The 12777-nt window shown below is 55.9% G+C and carries 12 protein-coding genes; all 12 read right to left on the bottom strand.

Annotated elements, in window-relative coordinates; all coding sequences use genetic code 11:
- Positions 1 to 376 precede the first annotated feature (376 nt).
- Positions 377 to 1465, bottom strand: coding sequence for an acyltransferase family protein (locus K5Y33_RS07450; RefSeq protein ID WP_192411609.1), 1089 nt, complete (start codon positions 1463 to 1465; stop codon positions 377 to 379).
- 236 nt (positions 1466 to 1701) lie between these two features.
- Positions 1702 to 2454 (bottom strand): L-cystine ABC transporter ATP-binding protein TcyN, encoded by a 753-nt coding sequence (gene tcyN, locus K5Y33_RS07455; protein ID WP_064739083.1) that lies wholly within the window; start codon positions 2452 to 2454, stop codon positions 1702 to 1704.
- On the bottom strand, positions 2451 to 3119 hold the full coding sequence (gene tcyL / locus K5Y33_RS07460) for a cystine ABC transporter permease (protein WP_064739084.1): 669 nt from the start codon (positions 3117 to 3119) through the stop codon (positions 2451 to 2453). The genes tcyN and tcyL overlap by 4 nt, the downstream gene beginning before the upstream one ends.
- Positions 3119 to 3919 carry a cystine ABC transporter substrate-binding protein gene (gene tcyJ / locus K5Y33_RS07465; RefSeq protein ID WP_101764047.1) on the bottom strand — a complete coding sequence of 267 codons (801 nt, stop codon included), beginning with the start codon at positions 3917 to 3919 and terminating at the stop codon, positions 3119 to 3121. The genes tcyL and tcyJ overlap by 1 nt, the downstream gene beginning before the upstream one ends.
- Positions 3920 to 4024: 105 nt before the next feature.
- The gene (locus K5Y33_RS07470) at positions 4025 to 5023 is read right to left on the bottom strand and encodes a D-cysteine desulfhydrase (RefSeq protein ID WP_370634097.1); all 999 of its coding nucleotides are present in this window, start codon (positions 5021 to 5023) and stop codon (positions 4025 to 4027) included.
- A gap of 119 nt (positions 5024 to 5142) precedes the next feature.
- Entirely contained in the window at positions 5143 to 5646 is a 504-nt protein-coding gene (gene fliZ, locus K5Y33_RS07475; RefSeq protein ID WP_007891377.1) for a flagella biosynthesis regulatory protein FliZ, read from the bottom strand.
- 51 nt (positions 5647 to 5697) lie between these two features.
- A complete protein-coding gene (locus tag K5Y33_RS07480; protein WP_007891379.1) occupies positions 5698 to 6420 on the bottom strand; it encodes an RNA polymerase sigma factor FliA in 723 nt (240 codons plus the stop codon).
- 143 nt (positions 6421 to 6563) lie between these two features.
- Positions 6564 to 7532: an HNH endonuclease signature motif containing protein gene (locus tag K5Y33_RS07485; RefSeq protein ID WP_101764045.1), complete on the bottom strand. Its 969-nt coding sequence runs from the start codon at positions 7530 to 7532 to the stop codon at positions 6564 to 6566.
- A gap of 211 nt (positions 7533 to 7743) precedes the next feature.
- Entirely contained in the window at positions 7744 to 9135 is a 1392-nt protein-coding gene (gene uhpT, locus K5Y33_RS07490) for a hexose-6-phosphate:phosphate antiporter (RefSeq protein WP_110866402.1), read from the bottom strand.
- A gap of 137 nt (positions 9136 to 9272) precedes the next feature.
- Entirely contained in the window at positions 9273 to 10601 is a 1329-nt protein-coding gene (locus K5Y33_RS07495; protein ID WP_110866456.1) for an MFS transporter, read from the bottom strand.
- Positions 10602 to 10609: 8 nt separating this feature from the next.
- On the bottom strand, positions 10610 to 12106 hold the full coding sequence (uhpB, locus tag K5Y33_RS07500; RefSeq protein WP_222233612.1) for a signal transduction histidine-protein kinase/phosphatase UhpB: 1497 nt from the start codon (positions 12104 to 12106) through the stop codon (positions 10610 to 10612).
- Entirely contained in the window at positions 12106 to 12696 is a 591-nt protein-coding gene (gene uhpA / locus K5Y33_RS07505; RefSeq protein ID WP_110866404.1) for a transcriptional regulator UhpA, read from the bottom strand. Before uhpA ends, uhpB begins: the two co-directional genes overlap by 1 nt.
- Positions 12697 to 12777: the final 81 nt, after the last annotated feature.

The following is a 12777-nucleotide window of genomic DNA, read 5'->3' on the forward strand; positions in this document are numbered from 1 at the left end:
TCAACAGGCAGGGCGGGCATGATGTAGCGAAAGTCCTAAATGTTTTTTTGTGGTCCTGATATAACAATACTTTACACATCCAGACAAAAATAGAACCCTGAGCAGGCTAAGGAAATTTGTCTTAATTTGAGTCACTAAAAGAGGATTAAGTAAAATAAGTGTGATCGTTGTCGCGCAGGGAAATTAAGAACAATCCACCCTTTCTTATGCCAGATTAAATTCAAATTCTAAATGTGGATTTATTTAATGTGCCAAATGGATAAGCAGGAATATTAGCGTTGTGCTAAGCGATTTATTACCGCACATTCCGTAGCGGCGCGATTTATCGCGCAATGAATTGCGCCGCTACGGAATGTGCGGCGCGTGATCAACAAAGTTATTGCAGCGGTGCGCTTTTGCTTTCGAGCGCAGGTTTGCGCAGCAGGCGCGGATAGAGAAACAGCATGCGGCCCGGACCACGGTTGAGCAGCGTCCACACCAACAACGAAATACTGGTACACAACGCAACGCCGATAATTGGCATCAGTAGCGCCCATGCCCAGCTAAAGACGGTATGGTCAAACCAGCCATAATGCACCGCCAGCACAATCGCACTCAGCCCCAGCAGCTCAATAAAGATACGGTGCAGCACGTAGATTTGCAGCGTGTTACGGCCAATCCAGTTCAGCCACGCCATATTGAAATGTTCATTGAGCAAGCGGCACAGCACAATGCCAAACACAATGGTCAGCAAGCTGTAGAACGGATTCTTATAGATGCCGCCGACATGGTGCAGCAGGCCAATTAGCGCAATGCCGCCCAGCATCAACCAGTGCTGACGCTTCAGTTCGCTCAACTCGATCAACGCCTGGCTGAAGAACACGCCGAGCAGGAAATAGAGATAGTTCTGCGCCACGCTGGCGGGTCCCCAGCCGGGAATCAGGCTAAACTGCGCGGCGTACGTCGCGACAATCGCCAGCGCCATCAAGGCCATCTTCTGTTTGTGGAACAGCTTAGTGAACAGGAAGAATCCGGCCAGCGCGTAGAGATACCACAGGCTGGTCATTGAGGTCATCAGCAGCTTAACGAACTCAAACGGCGTGTCGGCATAGGCGGCATTTTTAGTACTGGAAAGCCGCTCCCCGAGATGCGTAGATATATAGTGAATGCTCAGCCACTGAATGACGCCCCACAGCAGGTAGAGATAGACGATGTTGCTGAACTTCTTGGTGAACACCTCTTTCCAGCTCTTTTTGGTGATAGAACTGGCAGCCAGCAAACCGGAGACAAAAAAGAAGGCCGGCATGCGCAGCGGCGACAGATAGGTGTTAAACGCCACCCACCAGTGCGCTGGCAGTAGCCCAGCAGTGAGATGATGCAGCGAAGGCGCGAACGTGGTGATGATGGAATGGTGTAATACCACCATCAAAATGCAGCCCCCTTTGAGCGTGTTGATCCAGAGGACCTCTTTCCTGGCAGTTGTCATTGCTATGTCCTAATTGCGCCATGAATTTGTAAAGAATTATTTATATTTACAAAGATGTCTCAATCGGGACTTTCCTAATAAGAAATCACCCTAGTTCGCGCAGGATAATGGTGAAATTTAAACGTTAAAATTCAGAAGGTTATTAAAGTCAGGCGAATTGACTTTAGGAAAATACTGAGAAGAAAAATACCGGGAGAGATAAGAAAAGCGTCGCCCTTATCAGGCGACGCTGGAGATTATTGGTTAAGAAACTTGTCGAGAAATTGCCGGGTACGCGCCTGCTGCGGATTGCTGAACAGCGCTTTTGCAGCGCCCTGCTCCACGATGCGTCCCTGATCCATAAAGATGGCGCGATCCGCGACGTCGCGCGCAAAGCTCATCTCATGGGTGACGATCACCATGGTGCGTTTCTCCTGCGCCAGCGCGCGAATGGTGTTGAGCACCTCGCCCACCAGCTCAGGATCAAGCGCCGAGGTCGGCTCATCAAACAGAATCACTTCCGGACGCATCGCCAGCGCGCGGGCAATCGCCACACGCTGCTGCTGTCCGCCGGAGAGACGACGTGGAAAACTCTCTTCCTTGCCGTGCAATCCCACTTTTTCCAGCAGACTGCGCGCACGCGCGATGGCTTCCGCCTTCGGCTCGCCCTTCACAATTACCGGCCCTTCAATGATGTTCTCCAGCACCGAGCGATGCGGGAACAGATTGAAGTTCTGGAACACAAAGCCAACCTGCTGACGCAACTGGCGCACCAGCTGCTTTTGCTTGTTAAGGCCGAGCGCCGCATCAATGGCAATATCGCCAACTTTGATACGTCCGCTTTCCGGCACTTCCAGCAAATTGATACTGCGCAACAGCGTGGTTTTACCGGAGCCGCTTGGCCCGATAATGGCCACCACTTCGCCTGGTGCCACGTCGAGATCGATGCCGTGCAGCACCGTCTGGCCGTGAAACTGCTTCACCAGCTGACGGACTTCAATTGCACTCATTTGCCCTCCCGATCCTGTCGATTCACATGCGCTTCGAGGCGGTTTTGCAACGCCGACAGCACGGTCGCCATCACCCAGTAAATCAGCGAGGCCGCCAGATACATGGTGAACACTTCCAGCGTCCGTGAGGTGATCAGCTGCGCCTGACGGAACAGCTCCGGCACCTGAATGGTGGCGGCCAGCGAGGTATCTTTCACCAGGCTGATAAAGCTGTTGCCCAGTGGCGGCAACGCGGTGCGCGCGGCCTGCGGCAGGATCACGCGACGCAGCGTTTGCCACGGCGTCATGCCGATGCTGGCAGCGGCTTCCCACTGCCCGCGCTCAATCGCGGCAATCGCACCACGCAGCGATTCAGAGGCGTAAGCGGCGGTGTTCAGCGACAGACCAATCATCGCCGACGGAATCGGATCCAGCTCAATACCAAACTGCGGCAGACCGTAATAGATCATAAACAGTTGGGCGATGAGCGGCGTGCCACGGAAAATCGACACGTAGATGCGTGCCAGCCAGTTGATCGGCCAGAAGTGTGACAGGCGCATCAGCGCCAGCACGAAGCCGAGTATCAGGCCGAAGAACATCCCGCCGATACTCAGCTGCAGCGTGAACAGCGCGCCTTTTAGTAAAAATGGTGCTGAATCCAGCACCAGTTGTAAGCTTTCCTGCATTATTTAGTGACGTCCGCGCCGAACCATTTTTCAGACAGTTTGCTCAGCGAGCCATCTTTCTGCATGTCCGCGATGGCGGAGTCGATCGCTTTCAGCAGATCGTCGTTGCCTTTACGCAGCGCCACGCCCGATTCCAGGCGGGAGAAGGCCGGGCCCGCTACCGCCATGGTGTCGCCGGTTTTCTTCACCAGATCCAGCGCCGCCAGGCGGTCAACCAGAATGGCGTCTAAACGGCCTGAACGCAGATCCTGATACTTGGTTGGGTCATCATCATAGGTACGCACATCGGCTTTCGGCACATTATCCTTCAGCCACTGTTCGTAGTTGGAACCGAGACCGACGCCGACTTTCTTGCCGGCCAGATCGTCTGGCTTGGTGACGGTTGCTGCGTTTTTCTTCAGCGTCAGCGCCTGCACGCCAGAAATGGTGTACGGCGTAGAGAAGTCATACTTTTTCTTACGCTCTGGCGAGATGGTGACCTGATTGATCACCACGTCGATGCGTTTGGAATCCAGCGACGCCAGCATGCCGTCCCATTTGGTCGGACGCAGATCGGCTTTCACGCCAAGGTGTTGAGCCAGCGCCTGCGCGAACTCCACTTCGAAGCCGGTCAACTGGCCTTTTTCATCCTGGAAACTGAACGGCGGATAAGTGCCTTCCAGACCGACGCGTAGCTCGCCTTTACTCTTTACTTTTGCCAGCAAATCTTCTGCGGCGAAGGATTTAACGTTAACGCCCGCGACCAGCGCGACCGCCATCATGCCCATCACCATTTGGCGACGAATTGGAGAGAAAGTCATGTTTACCCCATTTATTGTGATGTGTTGTTGTGTGCTTTGTCAGGCCGCCATCGACGGCGACCGTTTGAATAACCGCTGGATTATAAACCGTTTTTACGTTCTGTCTCAGACCGAAGGGTGATAAGCAAATAACGCCGGCGATCCCCCGGTATGCACGAACAGCAATGGACCTTCACGACGGAAGCGATTTTGCGCAATACCATCGATTAATCCCGCCATCGCTTTACCGGTATACACCGGATCGAGCATGATGCCTTCCAGCCGCGCCAGCAGTTTCACCGCCGCCATGCCCTCTTCGTTCGGCTCGCCGTAACGCGGCGCGAAGTAATCATCCCACAAGGTGATCGGCGCTTTGGCCTGCACTTCGAGCTGCTCTGCCAGCGCGCTGCGAATGCGCTCCACCACCGGCAACTGCGCCTCAACTTTGCGCGACACGGTAACGCCGACCAATTCGGTTTCGGGCAGCAGCTGTTCCAGACCCACCGCCAGGCCCGCGTGCGTGCCGGCGCTGCCGGAAGCGACCACCACCGCGGCAAAATCCACCACGCCTTCGCTTTGATGCGCAATCTCCTGCGCGCACTCAACGTAGCCGAGCGCACCGAGCGCGTTGGAACCGCCGACCGGTACAATATACGGGCGGAATCCCTGCGCTTCGAGGTGTTCGGCCTGAGCGGCCAGCTGTTCAGTGGGATTGTGCAGCGCATCAACCATGACGATTTCCACATCCATCAAATCGAGCATCAGGCGATTGCCGTTGCTGAGGTAGTTTTCTGACGTGGTGCCAATCGGGTTTTCCAGCAGCGCCACGCACTTCAGGCCGAGCTTCGCCGCTACCGCTGCGGTTTGACGCACATGGTTAGATTGAATAGCGCCCGCCGTCAGCAGCACATCCGCGCCTTCGCGCAGCGCATCCGCAGCCAGGAATTCAAGTTTACGCAGTTTGTTACCGCCGAGGGCCACCGGCGTGAAGTCATCGCGCTTAATAAAGATATCGCGACCAAGATAGTCAGAAAGCCGGGGCAAATGCTCAAGCGGCGTAGGCGCACCGAGTAATTCAAGACGGGGGAACTGGTGCAGAAGATGTAAGGACAATGCAGCCTCCATTCGGGCAATGTGCAGTTATCCATACAGTGTTGCAGAAGATGAGAAAAGTCGCACCCGGAATTCACCGCGTGCTGCCCTTGTTGCTGTCATGCTCGACAACAACAAGGGTGTGATCTCCCTCAGCCCTGCTGCCAGCCTAAAAACTGGTCATATTTGCGCAGTGCGATGCGGTAATTGTTATTGCCCGCATCAGGCAGATCGTTCTCCAGACATTCATGCCAGCTATTGCCCCGTAAACGATCGGCCGGGAAATTTTTCGCCTTCAGCATGTCATCAAGCCGACGCAAACGTACCACATACTCACGTATGGTACTGTGGCTCATCTCGGTCTGCTCAAACAGGTATTGCTTAAACGCCATAATGTCGAAGTAATTCGGATGGGTATTACAAAATATATCGCTGCAGAAACGACACAAGGCGGTCAATTCTGGCTGGAGTTTCATCCACACCTGATCGTCAATCATTTGGTCCATGCGTGCGATGGCCTCTTTATTGATGATCTGGCCGCGAAAGACTAACGCCATACGATCTAAAACTTTGCCACAGTGTGAACAATTGCTTTGGCTGTGCTTATAGTCTTTAAGATAGCGACTTAACGGTCTGGCTTTAACTTTGGCTCCCATTGCTGAGTCCCCGGTTTTATTGTTTTTTTCGATCGCCAGGAACTGAGACTGTTAGCGCGCCCCCGATAATCGGGCACGCAGGCGTTTGATCGCCTGACTGTGCAGTTGACTGACGCGGGATTCCCCCACTTCCAGCACCGCGCCAATCTCCTTCAGGTTCAGTTCTTCCTGGTAGTACAGTGTGAGCACGAGTTTTTCACGTTCAGGCAAGGCCTCAATCGCTTCAATCACGCGGTCACGTAGGTTTCCTTCCAACAACTGATGAAGCGGGTTGGCTTCCTCATGCCCCTCCGTCACCAGCTCCGCACTGTCGCCGTGTTCTTCCCGATACTCGTCGTAGGAGAAGAGTTGGCTGTTGTTGGTATCGAGCAGAATCTGCCGATACTCCTCCAGCGAAACATTCAGTCGCTCAGCCACTTCCTGCTCAGTAGCCGAGCGCCCCAACGCTTGTTCTACCTGATGCATGGCACCTGCTACTTCGCGCGCATTTCTGCGTACGCTGCGTGGTGCCCAGTCGCGACTGCGCAGCTCATCCAGCATTGCTCCCCGGATACGCTGCACGGCGTAAGTGGTAAAGGCGGTGCCCTGTAGCGCATCGTAGCGCTCCACGGCATTTAATAAGCCAATGCCACCGGCCTGCAGCAGATCGTCAAGCTCAACGCTGGCTGGCAAACGAACCTGCAGGCGCAGCGCTTCATGCCGCACCAGAGGAACGTAGCGCTGCCAGAGCGAATGTTTATCCATCACGCCATCGGCGGTATAGAGATCGTTCACGTTGACTACCCTGCGTTAGTAAAGTTATCGGCATGATTATCCAATTCTGTAGGGGTTTTGATTGGCAGAATAGGCGGGCAAAAGCGAGGTTATTTCAAATTTGTTATGGATGGCGGTGGATCGCACCGCCATCCGCGCGGGCGTTAGCGCAAATTACGCAGTCTTTCCCGCGTGCCAGGCGGCACCGCGTCCCATAATGCGCAAACTTTGCCCTCAAGTGCCTGATAAAAAGGGGTAATCAACGCTTCAGTTTCCAGCGCAGGATTAAACAGCACCTGACCGGTTTCCGCGTTGATGCTTATCATTTTGTTGATAAACAGCCGCTGCAGGTCGCTGCGCAGAAATAAGCCGTTATCGGCGCTGTTATCCGCCAGAAAGCCCTCTTCGTTCTCTTGCGTGTCGATGTAGCATGCTTCCACCCACGGCCAGCTGTGACGTTCGGTCAGCTGCGTGCCGGTGATAATGCAGGCGCCGTAGCGCGCTTTTACCGCCGAGGTGAACTCCGCCTGGCTGGAGCGCTGCAGCACTTTGGCTTTCACGCGGCGTCCGACTTCGGTGCCGGGCATCACGCCGCTCGGCACTTTGTATTGCGGCGTGCTCAACACCACCAGAAACTGGATTTTGCGCGACAGCGGGAAGCACGGATGCGCCTGCGCATCGAACAGCTGCCAATACTCATCCTCTTCGGTCTGCCGCATCAGCACCAGCTTAAAGCCCCGGCTGTTGAGCAGATTCTGTGCCGCTGCCGAATTGGGATCGAGCATGGCAAACACCTGGGTTTCGCCGACCACTTTCCAGCGCCCTTCTTTGCGCGCTTCGTCGTTGCGCCGGAAGTAGAGAAACGCCTGCTGGTTTTTCAGGTAATGCTCAAAGCGACGCAGATAGTTTTTGCGCTCGTTGTCGTCCGAGACAAACAGCAGATCCTCGATCGGGCTGTTGATCTCCTCCTGCGCGAACAGCGCGCGGATCACCAAATTGCGAAAGCTGGTCGACGGGCTCAGCAACCCGCGTGCGGTAAGCTCTTTCTCGTCGGGATGCTGCTGCGTGTAGCGCAGGGCAATCTCTTCGAAGGTCAGTAGCTCACCCGGTAACAAGTCATAATTGAAGCGCATAGACACCCCAGAAACGGAAAAATGTGGTTCAAAAATTGGAATGATTCTGAGGGGAGTTATCGGCAATCTGCGCAAGGACTGTAACAAGGTGGTTACTTTTCTGAGGAAGTAGTGCAGCAGCTAAAATCGTCCATTCCCCTGCGTATGAATTTGTTTTAGGTCAGCAGGATTTATCGCCCGAAAAAGCCCCGGTTAAAACCGGGGCTAGACATCATGCTGCTTTCAACCGTTGCAGACGCTTTTCACGGCGAATCTTACGCTCTTCAAATACCGCCACCATCGCCATTAAGGCTATACAGCCAATCGCGGCGGCATCCAGCGCCGCAAAGGTCCCGGCCCAACCGGTTAAGCCAAAGATGGGCGTGCCATCGGCGATCATTCCCAAGCCTAACTTGGCGAAGCTGTCACCAATCAGGTAAGCAAAGGTGCCTTTGATGCCATCGGCGGCACCAATGGCTTTTTTCGGCACAAAGCCGACAGCGGCAACGCCAATTAACAGCTGCGGACCAAACACCAGGAAGCCCAGAGCAAACAGCGACGCCAGATAAACATACTGATTGCTGGCATGTTGATAGATACCAAGCGTGGCGATAATCAACGCCAGCGCCACGCATGCCACCAGCGCACGACGACCATTCGCCAGATCCGACAACCAACCCCACAGCAGCGTGCCGACTAACGCACCGACTTCAAACAGCGTGAAGCCTTGAATCGCCACCTCTTTTGACAGTTTTAATTCCTGGAAGGCATACACCGTCGACCACTGATCGATACCAATGCGCACCACGTACAGGAAGATGTTGGCGAAGCACAGCAGCCAAATCACTTTGTTTTTCAGCACGTACTCGACAAAGATCTGCCATTTGGTCATCGCCTGATCTTCGGTCTCTTTGTCCTCTTCGCTGATCTCTTCACCAAACAGTTCCTCGGCTTTGCCCAGACCGTAAGATTCAGGTGAATCGCTGCCGTAGCGCAGACCGATAAAGCCGACCACCAGCGCTATCAGTGACGGGAACACAAACATGCCGACCACATGCCCATCGAACAGGTAATTGGCACCAAACAGCGCCACACCCGCTGCACCTGCGCCGCCCAGGTTGTGCGAAATATTCCACATCCCCAGATAGCTACCGCGTTTCCGGCGCGGCGTCCATTTGGTGATGGTGGAATAACTACAGGAGCCGCCGGTACTTTGGAAGAAGCCGCTCAGCGCATAAAACGCGATCATCAGGAACAAACTCACCGAGCCAGCGCCCATGCTGGCGCTGAAGCCCAGCATGCAGATGGCCGAGAGGATCAGCATAAACGGCAGGAACTGCTTGGTATTTTTCCCATCGGCGTAATAGGAGACCAGCGTTTTACCGACGCCGTAGGTGATGGAGAAGCCGAGCCCAATCATACCCAACTGGGTCATGCTGAGTCCGTAGGTGGTGATCATGTCGTTCTGCGCAATGTTGAAGTTTTTGCGGATCAGGTACATGGTCAGGTAGCCGATAAAGACCACCAGATAGGACTGCATAAAGGGTTTGAACCACATCTTGCGCCGCTCTTCGAGCGACAGATTCAGGGTCGGCTTGCGCACCTGATTTAAGAAAGCCAGCATGGAGTGCTCCTGATTAATGACCTGCGTGATGGCAGGCATTGTAAAAATCAGCAGCGGTTTCGGCCTGAGACAACTGCCCGGCGCAACCGGGAAAATTTCTTAGTTTTGTCGATGTAAGGGTAAAAAGCGGGGATGCATCACACTTCCTCGCGCTGGCGCGGCGTTTGAGCATGCAGGAATGGCAACAGCAGCAAGGCCGATATGCCCGCCGCGCAGGCGATGACCGCAAAGAAACCGTTCCAGTGCCAGACATCGATCACCCGCGCCAGCGGCCAGCCGGAGAGCGATGCGCCCAGATAGGCAAACAGGCCAACAAATCCGGTCGCCGCGCCCGCCGCGTCTTTATGCGAACATTCCGCCGCCGCCATGCCAATCAACATCTGCGGGCCGAAGACAAAAAAGCCGATGGTAAAGAAACACGCAGCCTGCATCACGTAGCTGGCAAACGGCATCAGCCACAGCGATCCCACTGACAGCAAAATGCCGGCGGCAAAGATCAGGTTCATCGGCCCGCGATTGCCGTTGAACAATTTATCCGATCCCCATCCCGCCACTAACGCGCCACCGAAGCCACCGAGTTCAAACATGGTCACCGCCGAGTTGGCCGTCACCAGATTGACGCCCAGCGTCTCGGACATATAGAGATTGCCCCAGTCGTTAATCGCGGCACGCACCACGTAAACCAGCACGTAACACAGCGACAGCAGCCAGATGTAAGGGTTGAGCAGCACATATTTGGCAAGGATCTGTTTGTGACTCAGCCCTGCGCCCTCTTGCTGCTGAGCAATCTCCAGCGCATCGTGGCGCCAGTCACCGACCGGCGGTAAACCCACGGTTTGCGGACGATCGCGCAGGCGCCAGCAGAGAAAAATACCAGCGACGATCGCCAGTCCGCCTGCAATCATCATGCCGGCGCGCCAGCCATAGTGCAGCGCGGCGGCACCGACGATCATCGGGATCAGCGCACCGCCAACGTTCTGTGCCGTGTTCCACAGCGCCCACCAGCCGCCGCGTTCGGTGCGAGAAAACCAGCTGGTCAGCAGACGCGCACAGACCGGCGATCCCCATCCCTGGAAAAAGGCATTTAACACCCACAACACGGCGAAAGCCCACAGCGATGTGGAGAAACCAAACAGAATATTCACCACGCCTGTCGCTATCAGCCCGATGCCCATGAAGTAGCGCGCGTTAGAGCGGTCGCTGACGATGCCAGAGAAAAACTTCGACAGGCCGTAAGTGATGTAAAACAGCGTCGCCAGCAGGCCGATATCCGTGCGCGTCATCACTCCCGCCGCAAGAATTTCCGGCGATGCGGCGTTGAAGCTTTTACGGGTGAAATAGAACAGCGCATAGCCGAGCCAGATGGTGATCATGATATGGCGCCGCCAGTAGCGATAGCGCGCATCAATGGTCGCTTTATCGCTGATCGGCTGCGCGCTGGCGGGTGCTTTGAGAAATCTAAACAACATATTGGTTATCCCTTGCGCAGCGGTAACGTGACGCTAACGCGCGTGCCGTGGGTGCAGGAGATCCCCAGCGAGCCGCCGAGTGCCGTCACGCGTTCGCGCATGCCGGCAAGGCCAAAACCGTGCTGCGGGGAACCCACGGGTAAGCCGCAGCCGTCGTCTTCGATCACCAGCTGCAACCGCTCGTCCTGCAATGTGCCTTGCAGCGTCACCGCACGGGCGCTGGCGTGTTTCACTACGTTATTGAGTCCTTCCTGACAAACGCGAAACAGCGTGACGCGCTGCGCTTCACTCAGTCGCGCTTCATCAATCTGCCAGTCGAGATGGCTGATGATGCCGTGCCCTTCCAGCTCCATTTCCCGCATCAGCGAACGGATTGCCTGCTCGAGCGAAAGATCGTCCAACTGGCGCGGACGCAAGCGCCCCAGCAAGCGGCGCACCGAATCGTAAATGCCCAGCGACAGCTGCTCTATCAACATGCCGCTCTGCTTGACGCCACTTTCCGGGCTGATGCGCTGCATGATCCCGGCCTGGGTGCGAATAGCTGTGATGGTCTGGCCGATATCATCGTGCAGCTCGCGCGCCACTTCGCGTCTGACGCTCTCTTCGGTCTCCAGCAGGCGCTCCGTCAGACGGCGATTGCGCACCAATTCGGTTTGCAGCGACTGATTGAGTTCACGTAAACGCTGAATACCCGCGCCGAGAAGCAGCCCGGTCAGGCTTTGCGCCAGCAGGGAGAGCAGCAGATCGACCGCGTGATCGTGCCAGGTCTGGCTGGCGATCAGCGCGATGGCGTTCATCAGTGTGGCAATCAGCGCGCCCTGCCAGCCGTAATGCCATGCCAGCGCAATAATCGGCAGCGCCAGACAAAACGGTGTGAAGCGCGACAGCTCTGCAGGCAGACCCAGCTGCAACCACAAACTGACCATAAACAGCAGCACATAACCAAACAGATGGCGCACGCGCCAGTTAACCGGCTGACCGACCAGCGACGGGCCGAGCGGCTGCCAGCGCGTGCTGGTGAGATAATGCCAGATTACCAAACAGGTTGGTGCCACGGTCAGTGCGCCGGTGAGCGTGAGCAGCACCGCATTCAGCGCGACGGGTTCAGCGATCCACGGCAATGCCTGCAGCAGCGCCGCGCACACCATCGCACCGCCCTGCCACAACAAGGTGTGCCAGTCTCGTTGATGACGATAACGGGAGATCAGCGCCACCGGCAGCAGCGTCAATAAGCTACCCAGCATCAGCAGCGGCAGATGCGCCAGCGCCACTTCACGTGAGAGCCAATAAAGCAGCAACCACTCAGCACCGAGCAGCACCGGCCAGTAGGCGCGCGGGCATTGCAACATCAGGCCAAGGCGCAGGCCAAAGGGAAACAGCAATACCGCCAGCTCAGGACGTTCCGCCAGATGCAGGCTGATGCTCCACAGGCAAAACCACGCGGCAGAGAAGATGCAAAAACTGGCGATAACGGCGATCAGCCGTGAAAAGAGTGGCTGCATTACCAGCCATCAAACATGCGGCGCGCCAGTTCAACGTCATTACTGACGTTGAGCTTTTCCAGCAAATTGGCGCGATGAACGTGAACGGTTTTCGGCGAAAGGCCAAGTTCGGCCGCGATCTCTTTTACCGCTAAACCTTGCGCCAGTTTTTCCGCCACCTGGCGTTCGCGTTTGGTGAGCGGGTCCTGACGTCCGGAGGCGAGCTTCAGGGCGATATCGGGCGTCAGATAGCAGCCGCCTTTGGCCACGGTATGCACCGCGGCGATCAGTTCATCGGGGCTGCAACGTTTGGAGAGGAATCCGCGCGCGCCCGCATTGAGCGCCTGCTCCACCAGCGCCGGACTGTCGTGCACCGACAGCATGATGGTCGCCATGCCTTTCGGCAATTGGCTCAATAACTCGAGCCCGGAAATATCCGGCATCGAGATATCGCAGATGCACACCTGCACGCCGCGCCCCGGCAGCATATTGAGCGCTTCCCGCCCGGAACCGCATTCGGCAACAACCTGGAAATCCGGTTCCAGCCCCAACAATTGGGCAAAACCCGAACGGACGATCACATGGTCGTCGATGAGCGCGATGGTGGTCATGAGGTTTCCTGGCGGCGAAAAAACGCGCTTACCTTAGCGATAAGCGGGGGAAGCTTCAAGGGGAATGGGTGGGTTTGGGTC

It is taken from the genome of Pantoea sp. DY-17 (assembly GCF_019795975.1).
Lineage (GTDB): Bacteria > Pseudomonadota > Gammaproteobacteria > Enterobacterales > Enterobacteriaceae > Pantoea > Pantoea leporis.